20 protein-coding genes are annotated in these 18962 nt (G+C 60.4%); 13 read left to right on the plus strand and 7 right to left on the minus strand.

Features of this window, described 5'->3' with window-relative positions; all coding sequences use genetic code 11:
* Window positions 1-16: 16 nt before the first annotated feature.
* A complete protein-coding gene (locus J0X03_RS12660) occupies window positions 17-910 on the minus strand; it encodes a helix-turn-helix domain-containing protein (RefSeq protein WP_046686976.1) in 894 nt (297 codons plus the stop codon).
* 365 nt (window positions 911-1275) lie between these two features.
* Here J0X03_RS12660 and rsxD point away from each other — a divergent pair, with 365 nt between their 5' ends.
* The 5 genes from rsxD to dtpA all read left to right on the plus strand — a co-directional run bounded on the left by rsxD (window position 1276) and on the right by dtpA (window position 6455).
* On the plus strand, window positions 1276-2361 hold the full coding sequence (gene rsxD / locus J0X03_RS12665; RefSeq protein WP_033652582.1) for an electron transport complex subunit RsxD: 1086 nt from the start codon (window positions 1276-1278) through the stop codon (window positions 2359-2361).
* 9 nt (window positions 2362-2370) lie between these two features.
* Window positions 2371-3000, plus strand: a complete 630-nt coding sequence (rsxG, locus tag J0X03_RS12670) for an electron transport complex subunit RsxG (RefSeq protein ID WP_033652583.1) — start codon at window positions 2371-2373, stop codon at window positions 2998-3000.
* A complete protein-coding gene (locus tag J0X03_RS12675) occupies window positions 2997-3695 on the plus strand; it encodes an electron transport complex subunit E (RefSeq protein ID WP_033642947.1) in 699 nt (232 codons plus the stop codon). Before rsxG ends, J0X03_RS12675 begins: the two co-directional genes overlap by 4 nt.
* Window positions 3695-4336, plus strand: a complete 642-nt coding sequence (gene nth / locus J0X03_RS12680) for an endonuclease III (protein ID WP_019455952.1) — start codon at window positions 3695-3697, stop codon at window positions 4334-4336. The genes J0X03_RS12675 and nth overlap by 1 nt, the downstream gene beginning before the upstream one ends.
* A 604-nt stretch (window positions 4337-4940) precedes the next feature.
* Window positions 4941-6455, plus strand: a complete 1515-nt coding sequence (gene dtpA, locus J0X03_RS12685; RefSeq protein ID WP_033642946.1) for a dipeptide/tripeptide permease DtpA — start codon at window positions 4941-4943, stop codon at window positions 6453-6455.
* Window positions 6456-6530: 75 nt separating this feature from the next.
* Here the strand turns inward: dtpA and J0X03_RS12690 are convergent, their stop codons facing one another.
* A complete protein-coding gene (locus tag J0X03_RS12690) occupies window positions 6531-8624 on the minus strand; it encodes a prolyl oligopeptidase family serine peptidase (RefSeq protein WP_096242201.1) in 2094 nt (697 codons plus the stop codon).
* 194 nt (window positions 8625-8818) lie between these two features.
* Window positions 8819-9382: a helix-turn-helix domain-containing protein gene (locus tag J0X03_RS12695; RefSeq protein ID WP_033642943.1), complete on the minus strand. Its 564-nt coding sequence runs from the start codon at window positions 9380-9382 to the stop codon at window positions 8819-8821.
* Window positions 9383-9497: 115 nt separating this feature from the next.
* On the opposite strand from J0X03_RS12695, the gene J0X03_RS12700 reads away from it, so the two are divergent.
* Both J0X03_RS12700 and J0X03_RS12705 read left to right on the plus strand, forming a co-directional pair.
* A complete protein-coding gene (locus J0X03_RS12700; protein ID WP_033652587.1) occupies window positions 9498-10685 on the plus strand; it encodes a benzoate/H(+) symporter BenE family transporter in 1188 nt (395 codons plus the stop codon).
* A gap of 100 nt (window positions 10686-10785) precedes the next feature.
* A complete protein-coding gene (locus J0X03_RS12705; protein ID WP_033652588.1) occupies window positions 10786-11289 on the plus strand; it encodes a cupin domain-containing protein in 504 nt (167 codons plus the stop codon).
* Here J0X03_RS12705 and J0X03_RS12710 read toward each other — a convergent pair.
* Entirely contained in the window at window positions 11254-12108 is an 855-nt protein-coding gene (locus J0X03_RS12710; protein WP_160204256.1) for an aminoglycoside phosphotransferase family protein, read from the minus strand. The genes J0X03_RS12705 and J0X03_RS12710 overlap by 36 nt on opposite strands.
* Before the next feature lie 181 nt (window positions 12109-12289).
* Here J0X03_RS12710 and J0X03_RS12715 point away from each other — a divergent pair, with 181 nt between their 5' ends.
* Window positions 12290-12694, plus strand: coding sequence for a RidA family protein (locus J0X03_RS12715; protein ID WP_160204255.1), 405 nt, complete (start codon window positions 12290-12292; stop codon window positions 12692-12694).
* A 768-nt stretch (window positions 12695-13462) separates the two neighbouring features.
* Here J0X03_RS12715 and J0X03_RS12720 read toward each other — a convergent pair.
* Window positions 13463-13843, minus strand: coding sequence for a nuclear transport factor 2 family protein (locus J0X03_RS12720; protein WP_101453063.1), 381 nt, complete (start codon window positions 13841-13843; stop codon window positions 13463-13465).
* Window positions 13844-14119: 276 nt separating this feature from the next.
* On the opposite strand from J0X03_RS12720, the gene J0X03_RS12725 reads away from it, so the two are divergent.
* Window positions 14120-14389, plus strand: a complete 270-nt coding sequence (locus tag J0X03_RS12725) for a hypothetical protein (protein ID WP_033642938.1) — start codon at window positions 14120-14122, stop codon at window positions 14387-14389.
* Here J0X03_RS12725 and J0X03_RS12730 read toward each other — a convergent pair.
* A complete protein-coding gene (locus J0X03_RS12730) occupies window positions 14386-14778 on the minus strand; it encodes a nuclear transport factor 2 family protein (protein ID WP_160204254.1) in 393 nt (130 codons plus the stop codon). The genes J0X03_RS12725 and J0X03_RS12730 overlap by 4 nt on opposite strands.
* Before the next feature lie 200 nt (window positions 14779-14978).
* On the opposite strand from J0X03_RS12730, the gene J0X03_RS12735 reads away from it, so the two are divergent.
* The 4 genes from J0X03_RS12735 to gstA all read left to right on the plus strand — a co-directional run bounded on the left by J0X03_RS12735 (window position 14979) and on the right by gstA (window position 17977).
* Window positions 14979-15674 (plus strand): HD domain-containing protein, encoded by a 696-nt coding sequence (locus J0X03_RS12735; protein ID WP_080301939.1) that lies wholly within the window; start codon window positions 14979-14981, stop codon window positions 15672-15674.
* A 95-nt stretch (window positions 15675-15769) separates the two neighbouring features.
* A complete protein-coding gene (locus tag J0X03_RS12740) occupies window positions 15770-16033 on the plus strand; it encodes a YjbD family protein (protein ID WP_033642935.1) in 264 nt (87 codons plus the stop codon).
* A gap of 361 nt (window positions 16034-16394) precedes the next feature.
* Window positions 16395-17279 (plus strand): 4-hydroxy-tetrahydrodipicolinate synthase, encoded by an 885-nt coding sequence (gene dapA, locus J0X03_RS12745; protein WP_042784387.1) that lies wholly within the window; start codon window positions 16395-16397, stop codon window positions 17277-17279.
* 92 nt (window positions 17280-17371) lie between these two features.
* Entirely contained in the window at window positions 17372-17977 is a 606-nt protein-coding gene (gene gstA, locus J0X03_RS12750) for a glutathione transferase GstA (protein WP_025302671.1), read from the plus strand.
* Between the two features lie 39 nt (window positions 17978-18016).
* Here gstA and pdxY read toward each other — a convergent pair whose 3' ends face one another.
* A complete protein-coding gene (gene pdxY / locus J0X03_RS12755; RefSeq protein ID WP_033652591.1) occupies window positions 18017-18877 on the minus strand; it encodes a pyridoxal kinase PdxY in 861 nt (286 codons plus the stop codon).
* Window positions 18878-18962: the final 85 nt, after the last annotated feature.

Here is an 18962-nt window from a genome sequence, read left to right on the forward strand (position 1 = left end):
CTACGCCGGGCGCCGTTTAATCGATAGAGATCAGATAGGTGTAGTCCACTTCAATCTGACGCAGTTTGGACTCCGGGTTCCACTCTTTGGTTTGAATGATCTCCATTTCCATACTGCCGCGCACCTTATCCTTCAGCCCCGGCATCACATGCGACACCAGATAACCGAAAAACTGCAGACACTCCTTCGCCGTGCCCTTATGGTTGATGGAGATAAACTCGCGGCTCGGCAGATGGATGGTGTCTATCTGATGATTGGAAAGAATGTCCTTTTTATGTTCAGGATCGACCGCCATCACCAGCGTGGACGACAGCTCGTCGCCTTTCCCGGCCTGCGGGCAATAAATGCTGTAAATTCGCCGGCAGTCGACGTGCAACCCCTTGAAGAAGTCATTGAAAATCTCGTCCTTCATCGCCATGCAGGACGCGTACTCCAGCTCTTGTTCGGAGGCGAAATCCAGCCGGCGCGAGAAGCCGACCAGCTGCATCTCGGGCAGCGTCAGCCGCTTCACTTCCGGATAATATCCCGCGCCGTAGCTGGCTTCGAAGTTAAAGCGCGGCATCAGGTTTTTCACGTCCCAGTGCTCCATCGAGCGGTAGCGATTGGGCGTGGTGCCGAAGCGCTGCTTGAACATGCGAGTAAAGGTCTGCTGCGAGTCGAAGCCCAGCTCATCGGAGATGTCGATGATGGAGCGACGGGTGATGCGCAGCGCCACCGCGGCGCGCGTCAAGATGCGCGAGCGGATATAGGTGGCGAGTTGAATGCCGGTAATACGCTTGAATTTACGCTGCAGATGCCACTTGGAGTAGCCCGAAATACGCGCAACTTCATCCAGGTTTGGCCGTTTCTCCAGATGTATCTCCACCCACTCAATTAGCTCTTCAATAAAAAAAATGTCTTCATTTGTCATTATTATGGATTCACTGACTCAATAATGTTCGCGATAGTAACCTACACGTATTATGTGAAAGTTGTTATTTTGTGCGGAAATCTGGACAAAAATGATATTTCATTCATACGGTTACCCCATTTCTCAGGGGCGATGGCGGCACAAGTTCCACAGACAATTCCTCACGTTAGCCCATTTTCCGGCCAAAAAAAAATCAAATCGCGCCACGCCGATCTCAACGGGTGCGAAAAGCCGAATACCCCTATCATTAAGGCGTATTACCCTCGCATCGAATCAGGTAGAATGCTCGGCTATTATTTTTGCCGCGCCCGCAATTCGGCGCATCGAAACTGCCGCAGGCGCGGCGCAGAAGGTATCGTTACTCTATGAAGTTCAGGCCGGTATCACCCACAGCCGCCAAAGGCTTACACATCGCCAGCTCGCCGTTCACCCACAACCAGCAAAGCACCAGCCGCATTATGCTGTGGGTGATGTTGGCCTGCATTCCCGGCATCGCAGCACAGATTTGGTTCTTCGGTTATGGCGTGCTGATTCAGGTGGCGCTGGCGGCGATCGTCGCGCTGGCCGCAGAAGGCGCGATCCTCAGGCTGCGCAAGCTGCCGGTGCGCAGCCGGCTGGCGGACAACTCCGCCCTGCTGACCGCGCTGCTGCTCGGCATCAGCCTGCCGCCGCTGGCCCCGTGGTGGATGATCGTCATCGGCACCTTCTTCGCCATCGTCATCGCCAAACAGCTGTACGGCGGCCTTGGGCAGAACCCGTTCAATCCGGCGATGGTCGGTTACGTGGTGCTGCTGATCTCCTTCCCGGTGCAGATGACCAGCTGGTTGCCGCCGGATGAGCTACGCGCCACCGCACTGTCGTTCCACGACACGCTGCTGGCCATTTTCAGCGGCCATACCGCTCAGGGCGCGACGCTGCACGAATTGCAGATGGGCGTTGACGGCATCAGCCAGGCTACACCGCTCGACGGCTTCAAAACCGGTTTGCGCAGCGGCCACAGCGTTGAACAAGTGTTGCAGCAGCCGCTGTTCGGCGGCGCGCTGGCGGGCATCGGCTGGCAGTGGGTCAACCTCGGCTTTCTGGCCGGCGGCCTGTTTATGCTGGCGCGCCGCCTGATCCACTGGCAGATACCCTTCAGCATGTTGGCCGCTATCGCCTTCTGCTCCGGTCTGGCCTGGTGGCTCGATCCGGCGCATCAGGCTTCGCCGCTGATCCACCTGTTCTCCGGCGCCAGCATGCTGGGCGCGTTCTTTATCGCCACCGACCCGGTCAGCGCCTCCACCACGCCGAAGGGCCGTTTAATCTACGGTGCGCTGATCGGCGTGCTGGTCTGGCTGATCCGCGTTTATGGCGGCTACCCTGACGGCGTGGCCTTTGCTGTGCTGCTCGCCAACATCACCGTCCCGTTAATCGACCACTACACGCAGCCGCGCGTGTACGGCCATCGCTAAGGAGCCGCCATGCTGAATTCCATGAGAAAGCACGGCACCACGCTGGCGGTGTTTGCGGCGGTCACCACCGGCCTCACCGCCGTGGTCTACGCCCTGACGAAAACCACCATCGCGCATCAGGCGGCGCTGCAGCAAAAAGCCCTGCTCGATCAGGTGGTGCCGCCGGAAAATTACGACAACGTCATGCAGAACGAATGCTTCCTGGTCAGCGATCCGGCGCTGGGCGACGGCGCGCCACACCGTTTATACCTGGCGCGCAAAAACGGGCAACCGACCGCCGCCGCGCTGGAAACCACCGCGCCGGACGGTTACTCCGGCGCCATCAAGCTGCTGGTCGGTGCCGATTTCAACGGCACGGTACTCGGCACCCGGGTGATTGAACACCATGAAACCCCGGGGCTGGGCGACAAGATCGAACTGCGCATTTCCGACTGGATTTCCTTCTTCAGCGGCAAGAAAATCGAAGGCCCGGACGACAAACGCTGGGCGGTGAAGAAAGATGGCGGCATGTTCGACCAATTCACCGGCGCCACCATCACCCCGCGTGCGGTGGTCAATGCGGTGCGCCGCACGGCGTTGTATATGGAAACGCTGCCGCCTAAACTTGAAAGCTTACCTGCGTGTGGAGCCAGCGAATGAGTGAAGCCAAAGAATTGATCGTCCAGGGGTTGTGGAAGAACAACTCCGCCCTGGTGCAGCTGCTGGGCATGTGCCCGCTGCTGGCGGTGACCTCCACCGTCACCAACGCGCTGGGCCTGGGGCTGGCCACCACGCTGGTGCTGACGCTCACCAACGCCTCCATCTCCGCGGTGCGTCGCTGGGTGCCAAGCGAAGTGCGTATTCCAATCTACGTCATGATCATCGCCGCGGTGGTGAGCATCGTGCAGATGCTGATCAACGCCTATGCCTTCGGTCTGTATCAGTCGCTCGGCATTTTTATTCCGTTGATCGTGACCAACTGCATCGTCGTGGGCCGCGCCGAAGCGGTGGCCGCCAAGAAACCGGTCGGCCTCTCGGCGCTGGACGGCATGGCCATCGGCCTCGGCGCCACCGGCGTCATGGTGACGCTGGGTTCAATGCGCGAGCTGCTGGGCAACGGCACGCTGTTCGACGGCGCCGATCAACTGCTGGGCGGCTGGGCCAAATCGCTGCGCATCGAAGTGGTGCACTTCGACAGCCCGTTCCTGCTGGCCATGCTGCCGCCAGGCGCCTTTATCGGCCTGGGCCTGCTGTTGGCGGTCAAGTATCTGATCGACGAAAGAATGAAGGCGCGCAAAGCCCGCGCCGTGGCGGCGGAACCGCTGCTGGAACAAGGACGTGCTGAGAAGGCCTGATGAACAAGCAGAAGCGACTGGAAATTCTGACCCGGCTGCGCGACAACAATCCGCATCCGACCACCGAGCTGGTGTACACCACGCCGTTTGAGCTGCTGATCGCGGTATTGCTGTCTGCGCAGGCCACCGACGTGAGCGTTAACAAGGCGACCGCCAAACTCTATCCGGTCGCCAACACCCCCGCCGCCATGCTGGCGCTGGGGGTTGATGGCGTCAAGGAGTACATCAAGACCATCGGTCTGTTCAACAGCAAGGCCGAAAACGTGATCAAGACCTGCCGCATGCTGCTGGAGCTGCACGGCGGCGAAGTGCCGGAAGATCGCGCCGCGCTGGAGGCACTGCCGGGCGTTGGCCGCAAAACCGCCAACGTGGTGCTCAACACCGCCTTCGGCTGGGCGACCATCGCCGTGGACACCCATATCTTCCGGGTGTGCAACCGCACCCACTTTGCGCCGGGCAAGAACGTCGATCAGGTGGAGGAGAAACTGTTGAAGGTGGTGCCCGCCGAATTCAAGGTCGATTGCCATCACTGGTTGATCCTGCACGGACGCTACACCTGCATCGCGCGCAAACCGCGCTGCGGCTCCTGCATCATCGAAGACCTGTGCGAATATAAAGAAAAGGTTTATCCGGAATCCTGAGTCAGTTGGGTGCGGCAAACCGCACCCGCCGCGTCCTCTTCCCTCGCCAACGCCGCTTTTTTATCAAAAATGTGATATCGCGCAGCAGTAACCCCGGCGTTATCACGGTTTTCAGTAAGAAACCCATCGCTGCGTTATTTTCAAGCAAAAAATTAGTCGAAAATTGCGGTGAACGTCACGCTTTCAGGATCACAAGGCGTTCACAAATGCCAGCCCCGTTTTCCTAAATTTCTATAATTTTACAAATCGCGCCATATACACAACATTCCAACGGATTAATAACCTCACGTACACTGATGCGCTAAAAAATAGCAATTCAGCAGAATATATCCCTGTTTAAAATTCGTATAGCTTTTAGTCAAAACAAAAAATCGATAAACCACCAAAAGCCGAAAGTTAATACTGCATAACATTTGCAACATCGTGGCATAATCCTGCCGGCGTTAAATGTAACCGAATATGACAAACAGCTTGCCACGTTGACAAAGATAGTGAACATTAACCGCCGTCCCCATCCTATAACAACGCAAAAGGATGCCGTTCCGCATCAACTTTTGTACTTTCCCGTCCCCTAAAGACGGGCTGCGAAAAAACAGAGGTACCAGTGTCAACAGCAAACAACCAACACCAGGAGAGCGTGAGCCTTAACGCGTTCAAACAACCGAAAGCATTCTATCTGATCTTCTCGATCGAACTGTGGGAGCGCTTCGGCTATTACGGCCTGCAAGGCATCATGGCGGTTTATCTGGTCAAGATGCTCGGTCTGAGCGAAGCCGACTCCATCACCCTGTTCTCTTCTTTCAGCGCCCTGGTATACGGCTTCGTCGCCATTGGCGGCTGGCTGGGCGACAAGGTGCTGGGCGCCAAACGCGTGATCGTGCTCGGCGCGCTGGTGCTGGCCGCCGGTTACGCCATGGTGGCCTACTCCGGCCACGACATCTTCTGGGTCTATCTGGGCATGGCGACCATCGCCGTGGGCAGCGGCCTGTTCAAGGCCAACCCGTCCTCCCTGCTCTCCACCTGCTATGAGAAAGACGACCCGCGTATCGACGGCGCCTTCACCATGTACTACATGTCGGTGAACATCGGTTCCTTCTTCTCCATGCTGGCTACCCCGTGGCTGGCGGCGAAGTACGGCTGGAGCGTGGCGTTCTCCCTGAGCGTGGTCGGCATGCTGATCACCCTGGTCAACTTTATGATGTGCCACAAGTGGGTGAAGAAAAACGGCTCCAGGCCTGACTTCAAGCCGCTGCATCTGCCGAAACTGCTGATGGTGCTGGTCGGCATCGTGGCGCTGGTCGCCGTGTCCAGCTGGCTGCTGCACAACCAGGTGATCGCGCGCTGGGCGCTGGCCTTCATCTCCGCCGGGATCGTGATCGTGTTCGCCAAGGAAGCCTTCGCCCTGCATGGCGCCGCACGCCGCAAAATGATCGTCGCCTTCCTGCTGATGCTGGAAGCGGTGGTATTCTTCGTGCTGTACAGCCAGATGCCGACGTCGCTGAACTTCTTCGCCATCCACAACGTGGAGCACAGCATCTTCGGCGTCGCCTTCGAGCCGGAGCAGTACCAGGCGCTGAACCCGTTCTGGATCATGCTCGCCAGCCCGATTCTGGCCGCGTTGTATAACAAGATGGGCGATCGCCTGCCGATGCCGCACAAGTTCGCTTTCGGCATGATCCTGTGTTCCTGCGCCTTCCTGGTGCTGCCATGGGGCGCCAGCTTCGCCAACGAACAGGGCATCGTGTCGGTCAACTGGCTGATCCTGAGCTACGCGCTGCAGAGCATCGGCGAGCTGATGATTTCCGGTCTGGGTCTGGCGATGGTGGCGCAGCTGGTGCCGCAGCGTCTGATGGGCTTCATCATGGGTTCCTGGTTCCTGACCACCGCCGCCGCGGCACTGATCGCCGGTAAAGTCGCCGGTCTGACCGCCGTCCCCAGCGACATCAACGACGCGCACGCTTCGCTGGCCATCTACAGCCATGTGTTTATGCAAATCGGCATCGCCACCGCCGTCATCGCCATCCTGATGATGCTGACCGCGCCGAAACTGTACCGCATGACGCTGGACACCAGCGAAGACCTGAATCAGAAAGCGCAGGAAGCCACGGCGGCTCACTGATCGCCTGCGGATTGAGCGTAAATAGAAACGCCGGGGTTAACCCCCGGCGTTTTTTTATGCCCGCAAGAAACGTGTTTACGCTGGCTTGCGCTTGCCGCTCAGGTTAGCCCACATGAATTCGCTCACCAGCGCGCTGTGGAACGCCGCCTGTTGCTTGTCGGCGGCGGCGCTGTGCCCACCCTCGGTATTTTCGTAGAAGTAAGCCTGCTGATACCCCATCGCCTGCATGCGCGCCGCCATTTTGCGCGCGTGGGCCGGGTTGACCCGATCGTCGCTGGTGGCGGTATAGAACAGCACCGGCGGATAGGCCGTTTTCGCCTGAATATTGTGGTACGGCGAGAAGGTTTTGATATAGGCCCACTGCTCCGGCTTGCTCGGATCGCCGTATTCCGCGATCCACGACGCGCCGGCGGAGAGTTGGGTATAGCGCTGCATGTCCAACAGCGGCACTTCGCAGACGATGCAGCCGAACAGCTGCGGATACAGCGTCAGCATATTGCCTACCAGCAGACCGCCGTTGCTGCCGCCGCGCGCGCCGAGATGCGGCGCGGAAGTCACCTTGCGCGCGAACAGGTCTTCGGCCACGGCGGCGAAATCTTCATAGGCACGATGACGATTCTGCTTGAGCGCCGCCTGATGCCAGGCCGGACCATATTCACCGCCGCCCCGAATGTTGGCCACCACGTATACCCCGCCGCGCTCCAGCCAGGCCGGCGCTTTGCCGCCCAGATAGCCCGGCAGCAGCGGCACTTCAAACCCGCCGTAGCCGTACAGCAGCGTCGGCGTGCTGCCGTCCAGCTTGAGATCTTTGGCGGCGATCTGGAAATACGGCACGCGGGTGCCGTCCTTGGAGCGCGCGTAATGCTGGCTGACCTGATAGCCGGCGGCGTCAAAGTCCTGCGGCGCCTGTTTCAGCAGCGTCGCTTCCCCGCCGTCGAGGTTGCCCATATACAGCGAGGTCGGCTGCAGGAACCCGCTGACCGTCAGGAAATAGGCGTTGCTCTCGTCGTCGATGCCGCCGGCGGAAAGGGTGCTGATGGCGCCGGGGTTGCCCAGCGGGCGACGTTGCCAGCTGCCGCCCTGCGGCGTCAGCACTTCCAGTCGGTTGACCACGTTATCCATGATGCTGAGGATCAGGTGATCGCGAGTGCCGCTGTAGCCGCTCAGCGCCTGCTCCGCCGTCGGGGTAAACAGCGGCTGCAGCTCGCGCTTGCCCGCCAGATAGTCGTCGAAATTGGCCGCCAACAGCGAGCCGGACGGATAGCGCTTGCCGCCCACGTCCCAATCGCTGCTCGGCTTGATCAGCAGCCATTCCCGATGCGTATCCAGCTCGGCGTCGGCGGGGATGTCGATTTTTTTCTGCCGGCCGTCCTGAGTCAGCAAGAAATAGTCGCGGCGGTAGAAGTCCAGGCTGCGGCCGACGAAATCGCGCTCAAAGCCCGGCGTGCGGTCGTGATAGGCGAAGACCGCCATGTCCTCGGGCTGCGCTTCGTACAGCGTTTCGGCGGCGCTCAGCGGCGTGCCGCGCCGCCAGCGTTTGGCGATGCGCGCGTAGCCGGACTGGGTCATCGAGCCGGGGCCGAAATCGGTGGCGATGAACAGCGTGTCCCGATCGACCCAGGAAACCCGGCTTTTCGCCACCGGCACGTTGAAACCCTCTTTGACGAAGCGTTTGGCCACCAGATCGAATTCGCGGATTTCGGTGGCGTCACCGCCGTCCGGCGACAGCTGCATCAGGCAATAGCGGTATTCCGGCGCCAGCGGCTGCGAGCCCTGATAGACCCAATCTTTGCCCTCCGCCTTGCCCAGCGCATCGATATCCAGCACCGTCTCCCAGGCCGGTTTGGCCTTGCGGTACTCGTCCAGCGTGGCGCGTCGCAGCAGGCCACGCGGGTTGGCCTGATCCTGCCAGAAGTTGTAATAGTACTCGCCGCGTTTGCTCACCCACGGGATCTGGGTGTCTTTATTGAGGATATCCAGGACTTCGCGCTCAATGCGCTGAAAGTCTTCGCCCTGGCCGAAACGTGCCACGGTGCGCTGATTTTCCTGCTGCACCCATTGCAGCGCTTTTTTACCCTGCAGCTCTTCCAGCCACAGGAATTCATCGCCGGCGGCCGCGCCGCCCTCCGCCGCCATCGCCAGGCGGATACTGTTGGGTAATGAAGTCATCGCGAATACGGCTCCTGCGGTTTGCGCACTGAGTTTAATAAACTGACGTCGATTGGTGACCGGCAAAATCAAGCTCCTTTTGAGTCGGCTGCAACGCCGCCCCGTCATGGGCGACAGCCTGTGAAATAAGAGTCATTTTCAACAAGGTAGGCGTTTGGCGGCGCGGAGTCAAAGCCCGCGGCCGCCGCGTTGAGTCAGGATTGAGGATAGTGGATCAGATCGTGAATGCGCACCGTGTGTGAACCGGCGTTGCGGTAGGCATGCGGCCGATCGGCCTGAAAGCGCATCGCCTCGCCGGCTGCCAGGCTGTGCCACTCGCCGTCTATCGCCAATTCCAACCGGCCGCTGATCACGATCACATGCTCAATCACGCCCGGCTCATGCGGCGACGATTCGCTGAGCGCGCCCGGCGCGAGATCGATGACGAACATGTCGAAACCCAGCTGGCGATCGTAGGGAAACAGCGGCACCACGCGCATATCGGCGTTGTCCTGATCGTACACCGGCAGTTCGCCGTAGCGGTGCAGCGTCGCCTGCTGCTGCGCGGGCGACGCCTCAAGAAAGGCGGAGAACGCCACGTTGAAACCGGTGGCGATCTTCCACAGCGTCGCCACCGTCGGGCTGGATTCGCCGCGCTCAATCTGCCCAAGCATCGCTTTGCTGACGCCGGTGTATTCCGCCGCCTGCGTCAGGCTCCAGCCGCGCTGCGCGCGCAACGTGCGAAGGGTGTGCGCCAAATGGCCGGCAAGTTCCTGCATCCTGTTCTCCTCTGCGTATCGCGCTCGATTATACCCGCTTGTGCGCTATAGCGCACGGTGCTATGCTGATTTCTTACCGTGCGTTATAACGCACACTCACCGATTGGAGCTCCTCATGCGCCCAGCCCTCTCCTTGCGCCATCTGACCCTGCCCGCCGTCATGGCCGGCTTTGTCGCCGTTCTGGTCGGCTACACCAGCTCTGCCGCCATCATTTTCCAGGCCGCCGCCGCCGCAGGCGCCACGCCGGCGCAGATCGGCGGCTGGCTGAGCACGCTTGGGATCGCGATGGGCGTCACCTCGCTGGGGCTTTCGCTGTACTATCGCACCCCGATCCTCACCGCGTGGTCGACGCCAGGAGCGGCGCTGCTGGTCACCAGCCTGCCCGGCACGCCGATCAATGAGGCGATCGGGGTGTTCATCTTCGCGTCGGGCCTGATCCTGCTCTGCGGCGTCACCGGGCTGTTCGCCCGCCTGATGGATTATATTCCGCAGGCGATTTCTGCCGCGATGTTGGCGGGGATCCTGCTGCGTTTCGGGCTGGACGCCTTCGCTTCACTGCAGCTCAATTTCCTCCTCAGCGCCGGTATGGGGCTGGCCTATCTGCTCAGCCGCCGTTACCTGCCGCGTTATGCCATCGTACTGACGCTGGCGATTGGGCTGGCGATCGCCGCGCTACAGGGCGATATCCATCTGGCGCAACAGGCGCCGGCGGTCGCCGTGCCGGAATTTATCGCGCCGCATTTCAGCTGGCCGACGCTGCTCGGCATCGGCGTGCCCTTCTTCGTGGTCACCATGGCTTCACAGAATGCCCCCGGGATCGCTACGCTGCAGGCGGCGGGCTACCGTGTTCCCACCTCACCGCTGATCGCCTGGACGGCGCTGACCGCGCTGCTGCTGGCGCCATTCGGCGGTTTCTCGGTGTGCATCGCCGCCATTACCGCCGCCATTTGCATGGGGCCGGACGTGCATCCCGATCCACAGCGGCGCTATATGGGCGCGGTGGCCGCCGGCGGCTTCTATTTGTTGGCCGGGTTGTTCGGCGGCGCCATCGGCCTGCTGTTCAGCGCGTTGCCGGTCGCCTTGATCCACACCATCGCCGGGCTGGCGCTGCTCGGCACCATCGGCGGCAGCCTGCAACGCGCGCTGCATGATGAAAAACAGCGCGACGCGGCGCTGATCGCCTTCCTCATCACCGCCTCCGGCGTCACGTTGCTCGGCATCGGTTCGGCATTCTGGGGCATTGTCGGCGGCGCCATCGCGCATCTGCTGCTGTCGCTGCCGCGGCGAAACACCGTGACGTAAGGGGCGGTCTACATTGACAAGCGGCGCCGTGGCGCCTTCACTTTCTCTGTCGTCTGAATGTCAATTCACATAATAAGTGACGCCGTCACCAAGGAAGCTTATGACCGAGAAAGCCGCGCTGTTAGCCCAGCGCTTGATACGCAATGTCGAACAGGTAGAGATGAAGCATGACCGGCGGCCGCCGCTGTATGACAGCGTCGGCGCTCGTCTCGGCACCGGCACCGCCGCCGACAAGCTGGGCGCCTCCTTCGATTGTGTGGCGCCAGGCATGCGTTCCTGCCCCTATCATTTTCACTACGCTCAGGAGGAAATGTTCATCATTCTGGAAGGCAGCGGAACGCTGCGGGTAGCCGGAGAAATGCTGCCGATCGTCAGTGGGGATGTCATTTTCATTCCGCCTGGCCCGGAATACCCGCACCAGATCATCAACACCTCCGATGCGCCGCTGAAGTATCTGTCCGTCAGCACGCGCGAACAGCCGGAAGTGGTGATGTATCCGGACTCAGGTAAATACCAGGCGATGGCGCGCGGCAATGACGGCGAGCAGGTGCGTTATCTGCAGCGCCCTTCAGCCTCGCTCGATTACTGGCAGGATGAACCCTGAATCGCCGCCCGGCAACGTGAGATCCAGCGCGCGCGCCGCCAGTTCCGCGACGCGAAAATCGATGTCCGCCGCCTGCCCGTCTTCCATGAACCAGGCGGCGGAAAGCCCCGACCAGGCCAGGATCCATTGCAGCAGACGCCGGCGATCCAGCCCGGCCAACCGGCACACCTGTTCCACGCGGCGATGGAAAATGGCCGGATCGGTGGCGACGCCGTAGTTGGGATTGCAGAAGATGTTGGCGTAATCGAAGCCCCGTTCACCGTACAAACGCTTGGGATCGATCGCCAGCCAACCGCGTGCACCAAAGTCCAGCACATTGTCATGGTGGATATCCCCGTGCAACACGCTTTCTTCTCGCGGGCTGCTCAACAGCTCCGCCGCCGCCGTGGCGCTGAGACGCAGCATGCCGCCGTGCGCCTGGGCCGCAGGCCACAGCGAGCTGAACCACTCCTGCAACGGGATAAGCTCAGGCAACGGCGCCGCCCGCGGCGCATGCAAGGCGGCGATCGCCCGGCACAGGATCTGCGTGGCTTGTTCATCGTCGCCGTCACGCACCAGCTGCGCCAACGACCCTTCGCCCTGCGCGCGCTCCAGCAAAATGCCGTCGTCGTGCCACGCCAGCACCTGCGCGGCACCTTCTCCACGCCACCAGCACATCAGCTGACCACCGAAGCGCTCCTCCTGCTCGCGGGCGATCTTCAGCATGGCCGCCGCGCCCCGGTAACGCACCGGCATCAATAGACTGCTGTGGGTTTCGAAGGCTTTGCCGTCCTGCTCCAGCCGCCAGCGCTGCAGGTAAGGCGTAAAAAGCGGGTTCATCGTCTCTGCATCCTTGTTGCCGATCTGCGCCGCACTGTCACATTCGCGTGAGAGACGGCGTATAACATAAAGGGGGATGATTCTCTCAGATATCATCGGCGTGCGGCGCTTTGCCGCGTTTTCTCCAGTATCCTAACCAAGTTTGTCGATTTTATTAACCGGTCTTGCGCGGGGTTTGACCATGACATCATTAAAACGCATTAATTATCCGCAATTGCCTACGCCGGGTGGCCCTTATGTGCACGCCGTGCGCCACGGCGATCGCCTGTACGTATCTGGCTTGACGGCCTTCGCCACCGACGCGCAGGGCTTGAGCGCGCCGCAGCAAACGCAAGAGATCCTTGAGCAGTTGGCGACCATCGCCGTCAGCGAAGGCGTCAATCTCAAGGCATTGATTAAAATCAGCGTGTTCCTGACCGACATCGCCGATCTGGCGAGCGTGCGCCCGGTGCTATTTGACTATTTCGACGGCGCGCTGCCGGCCTGTTCTTTGATGGCGGTCAGCGCGTTGTTCTCACCCGCAGTGTGCGTAGAGATAGAGGCGGTGATGGCGTTGCAATTAGGCGCGGCTAGAGCACAATGCTGATTCAGTTAAGCGTTTTTCTGCAGGCGTTCGTGACATTTTCGGTCGATAAAAGTGAGATGCCCCATGTGGCTCACGCACCTCGACCGAGCCAGGGGCCGAAGGCGCGGCCCCTGGCAACCCGCGCCTTTGCCCTATCAGACGGTTGGCTTTGCCAACGTTACTCAGCCCATCCCTGGGCCTCGCCCCTTCGGGGCCGCTGCAAGCAGCGTTCAAATCTGCTCCAGGCAGATTTGTCCTCTCTCCGCCATAGCACATTGAGGCCGGTTGCGACAGGCGTCCCTGCCTGTCTCACCTGAAACCGCCGTCCATGGCGGTTTCTCCTAATGCGCTATGCCTGCGTTCGGCGTCTTCAAGGGCGTCCAATACCGTGCTCATCTCCGATTTCTCTTCTCTGTCATAACCTCATAAGGGACAGGTTGCCCAGTAGCTGCCAGCTCGGGTGTTGACCTTTAGCGCGCATCACCGGCTGCCGAGCAAGGCGGCGTTGTCAGGGGCAACCGGCCAGGGAAGGCCGGTTGAGGCGAGACTAACAGGGACGTTTGTCGCAGCCGACCCGCCCGACAATGCAGACACGGCGAGGGTATCCGCGCAGCGGACAGGCGGTGTTAAGCAAAGGCGCGGGTGTAGGGGCCGCGCCATCGGCCCCTACAATTGCCGTTCATGTTGGCCACAAAGAAATGCGGAACATTGACGGCAATTCCCCTGCACAGAACGCCCAGAGGCTGGATAAGCAAAATGCCACTCAGGCTTAAGTGAGCGGCATTGCGGCTAGAGCGCGCCTTCGTCCGGCACGCAGGGGCCGATCTTGAACCAGGCTTTGGCGATCCGCCCCTGTTCCACTTCGTAAATGGCGATGACATCCATTTTGCCGCGCCCCTGCGGGAAGTTACGCGTCACCACCTCCTGATCGACCACCATATTCCCCACCGCCATGCGTTTTATCCGTTCGCCGTACAGGCTCGGCTCGCGAAAGCGCGCCAGATGCCGTTCGCGGATCGCCGCCTTGCCGCTGGCCAGCAGCGTGTCGGGGTGTTCGTAATACTGCGCGTCATCCGCCCAACAGGCCATAAAGGCCTCGATATCGCGGGCGTTATAGGCGTCAAGCTGTTGTTGAACCACATCCTCCGGGCGTGCCGTCTTATCGTTCATCATGTTCTCCTGCCGAAGTTAACCGCCGCATGCGTCGAACCCATCACGTTAACCGCCCAGTGCTACGGCTTGATGATACAGCGCTAATTGAATAAAAACACGAAAATATCGAATAAATAACCTATCACACCCGATAAACAATACCAGCGTCCGCGCATAAATTTTCCGCGTACTCCGGGGTACGCTGAAAACCGCCTGACGGCGTGCGTTAATCTTTGCGGCAGTTGGGAGGATTCTGCTAATTTAGCGTGAACAGCCTGATGATAACGAAACGCTATGCAGCAAAAACCGGTGTTGGACGAAGCCAGACAGTTAAAACGACTCAACGCCGCCACGCGGCGCCAATCCCATATGTACAAATGGATCGCGCTGATTGCTGCGCTGGATGCGCTGTTGGTGTTTTGGTATGACCGGGATATGCGCAACGTCACCTTCTCGGGAGCGGTTGCGCTGGTGTGCGGCTATTTGTGGATCCGCGATCGCAACAAGGCTCGGGGTTACCGGCGCGAGTTTGACCGCAAATTCGGCAAGCACAGCGGCGATTAAGGCTGCATCGCTTCCAGCACTTTAGCGCTGTCGACAATCTGCACGAACTTCACGATCTTGCCGGCGCGCACCGTATAAATATGCGCAAAGGAGGCGCTGAAGGCTTTGCCGGTGGCCCGGTAAGTGCCGTGATAAAAACCCTGAGCAATCACGTTGTCGCCGGCGTCGTAAAAGCGATCGACATCGGCGCGGTAACCTTGCCATTCGCTGCCCAAACGCTGATGCACGTTCTTGATGATATTCTCCGGGCCGATATAGGTACCGGCGTAAGGGAAACCGGCGGCTTCGGTCCACTCGGCATCGGGGGCCAGCGCCGCCAGCAGATTACGGCCGTTTTCTTCGGAACTGCCTTCGTAAGTCGCGCGCACTATCTCAAGAGGGGTTGGCATGTCTCTTCTCCCATGGCTGATAAGGATATTCCGACCATCTCCGCGGACACAGGCTCTCACCAGGCGGAGACGGCGGAATGCGGCTATTCTAGGTTGCTTGTTTCGCTGCAAAAACCGCAGTTGTGACAATAGTAGGTTGCACTTTAGTAAACAATAGTCGTCTTCTGTCATTCCCTCGACCTCCGACGCGACTATGCTGATTGCCCGATTTCCCCCAACAGGAGCTGAACGTGTCTTTACCCTCGCTGACGCAAGAGCTGTTACAACCGTTTTCCCCCTACCAGACGCTGGCGCAAACGCTGCTGCCGCTCACCCTCGAATCGGACGATGGCTCGCACGATGTGGCGCACCTGCACCGAGTCTGGAAGAACTGCCGCCGCATCAGCAAGCTGGAAGGCGGCGACCGGCGCATTCTCTGCGCGGCGGTGCTGCTGCATGACGCCGTGGCGGTGGAAAAGAATTCGCCGCAGCGTCACCTGGCTTCGCGCATGGCGGCGCAGCAAGCCACGCTGACGCTGACCCGGCTCGAATGGGCGCCGGCGGACATCGCGGCGGTGGCCCACGCTATCGAAGCGCACAGTTTTTCCGCCGGCATCCCTCCGCAAACGCTGGAAGCGAAGATCCTGCAGGACGCCGATCGTCTCGACGCCATTGGCCTGATTGGCGTAGCCCGCTGCTTCTATATCGGCGGCCGCATGCGCAGCGCGCTGTATGACGCTGCGGACCCGCGGGCCGAACATCGTCAATACGATGACAAGCGTTTCAGCCTGGATCACTTCGAAACCAAGCTCTTCAAGCTGCAAGACGGCTTCCAGACCGCCGCCGGGCGACAGATGGCCGAGCAGCGAACCGAACGGATGCGGCGCTTTGTCGACGATCTGCTGGAAGAGGTGTAACCTGGGCTTACGGGGCATTTTCGTTATGCCCATAACATTTTCGGTCACATAACACCGTTAAACTGAAAGCCAACTTCACCGAATGGGCGGCAAAGATGAAAAAGTTGACGTTGAAAGAGATGACGGAAAGCGAGCAACGGGAAGTCAAAACCGAGCTGGACAAAGCGCGTAAAAGCCACGGCCGGCCGCTGACCAACGCCGAACAGCACAAGGTCAAAGATGAAGTGGTGGCGCGCATCATGGCCGCCAGAGCGAAGCTCGCCAAGGCAGAGCGCGCGGAACGCAAAGCCAACCGCTACCGGCCAAGCGGCGACACCTTCAGTTGGTCCGCCACCATCGGTACCCGCCCGCCGCGCTGAATCAGCCAAACAATCCCCGCCGCCGCGGGGATTGTCGTTTATTAGCCAAACTCATCTGCCCTCACCCATCATGAATAACAATGTTATCAATCTGTTGTAAATTGACAGCCTGATGAAGAATATTCATTATCACCCCACATCCTCTTTTCACGAGACTGCCATGGCCTATCCGCGCAACGTTAATACACCGATTCTCCCGGCGTTGCCCGTTGGCGGTTTGGCGGCGGTTACATCGAAGAAACAGACGCTCATTTGACCGGGGCGAGCTGTCCCGTCAGATGAGCTGACTGGATGGCCTGCAATGCCCCGCCTTCAATTTTCTCATCTGGCTTCTCTGTCGGTCACACAGAAGGAATATTTTATGGCCTCATTTTCGGGTATTTGGGTAGCGATGGTTACCCCTTTCAATCAAGATGCCGTCGATCTGCCGGCGGTTAAACGCCTGGCGCGGCACCTGCTCGACGCCGGCATCGACGGCCTGGTGGTCTGCGGCTCTACCGGTGAAGCCGCCGCGCTGAGCAAGGAAGAACAGCTGGCGGTGCTCGACGCCGTGCTGGAGGTGGCGCCCGCCCATCAGGTGGTGATGGGCCTTTCCGGCAATAACATGGCCGCCACGCTGCAGATGCAGCAAGCCATTCAACTGCGCGACATCGCCGGCGTGCTGATCCCGGCGCCTTACTACATCCGCCCTTCGCAATGCGGCCTGATAGACTATTTCACCCAGTTGGCCGACGCCTCCACCGTGCCGGTGATCCTGTACAACATTCCGCAGCGCACCGGCATCGCCATGGAGCTGGCCACGCTGCGCCGGCTCGCACGTCACCCGCGCATCACCGCCATCAAGGATTGCGGCGGCAACCCTGACGCCACCATGGCGCTGATCGCCGACGGCGAAATCGATGTGATGACCGGGGAAGACAATCTGATCCTCACCACGCTGTGCCTCGGCGGCACCGGCGCCATCTCCGCCGCCGCGCATGTTCACCCGGAACGTTTCGTCCAGCTGGTGCAGCAAGTCGCCGCCGGCGATCTGGCCGCGGCGCGCAGCAACTTCTATGAGCTGTTGCCGATGATCCACCAGATGTTCAGCTTCCCGAATCCGGCGCCGGTCAAGACCGTGCTGGCCCAACAGGGGCTGATCGCTAACGAACTGCGCTCGCCGATGCAGGTGGCGCCGCAGGCGCTGCAGCAGCAGATCGCCGCGACGCTGGCGCAGCTGCAGCCCGCCGAGGCGATAGTCGGTTAAATTTGTTAGCTAAGCCGCTGTAATTTTGGCGCTATGGGACTACGATGAGAGGTTAAGCATGCCCGTCATTCGTCATCAACAAGGAGCTTCCGATGAAACTGTTCTATAAAGCCGGCGCCTGTTCGCTGTCCCCGCATATCGTATTGCGTGAGGCAGGGCTGGATTTTACGGCGGAGAAGGTCGATCTGGCGCAGAAGAAAACCGAGAGCGGCGCCGATTACCTCGCCATCAACCCCAAGGGACAGGTACCGGCGCTGCTGCTGGATGACGGCAGCCTGCTGACTGAAGGCGTGGCGATCGTGCAATACCTGGCGGACCGCGTGCCGGACCGCAACCTGATCCCGGCGGCGGGCACCCTGTCGCGCTACCACGCGATCGAATGGCTGAACTACATCGCCACCGAGCTGCACAAAGGGTTCAGCCCGCTGTTCAACCCGAAGACGCCCGAGGAATATAAAACCATCGCGCGCGCCAGGCTGGAGCAGCAGTTCAGCTATCTGGATTCGGTGCTGGCGAAGCAGCACTTCCTGTTGGGAAGCCGTTTCAGCGTGGCCGACGCCTACCTGTTCACCGTGCTGCGCTGGGCATTCGCCCTGCAGTTCGATGTGCGCAAGCACGCCCATCTGGCGGCCTGGTTCGATCGCGTTGCGGCGCGCCCGGCGGTAGATGCGGCGCTGAACGCCGAAGGATTGAAGTAAGGTTCAGCCCCGGCGGCTCTCGCCGGGGCCCGATGCCGCTTACAGTTTTACCGCACTGAACTCGCTGCGCGGCTGCACGATCCGATCCTGTGCCGCCACCACCTGCAATTCATACTCGCCCATCGCCTGCGTGGTCAGCATCACCTCATACACGGCGGCGGTCACGTGCTCCAGCGCTTTATCCAGCGCCTCGCCCTTCAGCAGATCCACCAGCAGCAGACCACTGGTCAAATCGCCGACGCCGACCGGCTGACGCGCCCCGAAGTCCACCAGCGGCCGGCTGATGTGCCAGGCTTCGTCCGCCGTCACCAGCAGCATTTCGAAACAGTCGGTGTGATAGCCGGCACGGGCCAGGTGCTTGACCAGCACCAATCGCGGCCCCTTGGCGATCAGCGATCGAGCGGCCTGCACCGCGTCGTCCACGTTGGCGACGGCCATCTGGCTCAGCATTTCCAGCTCCAGCAGGTTCGGCGCCACCATGTCGCTGCACGGCAACGCCTGACGGCAGTGAAACTCGGCCACCCCCGGCGCCACGATGCAGCCCTTTTCAGGATGTCCCATCACCGGATCGCAGAAATACCAGGCGTTCGGATTCGCCTGCTTAACCTGACGCACGATCGCCAGAATATGGTCACCCTGCTCCGGCGAACCGATATAACCGCTCAGCACCGCATCACAGCGTTTCAGCTGATCGATATTGGCGATGCCCTGCGCGATCTCGCTCAGGTGGCTGGCCGGCATGACGCAGCCGGTCCACTGACCGTATTGCGTATGGTTGGAGAACTGCACCGTGTTCAGCGGCCAGACGTTGACGCCCATGCGGCGCATCGGAAACTCCGCCGCACTGTTGCCGGCGTGACCAAACACCACGTGCGACTGGATAGAAAGAATGTTTTTCATCGACAGAACTCGTTGGGAATGCGGCAGCCAGCCTGGCGGCTGCCCAAAAAGAAAGGGGCCGCCTGGGCCCCTTACCATCATTATA

The sequence above is a fragment of the Serratia ureilytica genome, assembly GCF_017309605.1.
Lineage (GTDB): Bacteria > Pseudomonadota > Gammaproteobacteria > Enterobacterales > Enterobacteriaceae > Serratia > Serratia ureilytica.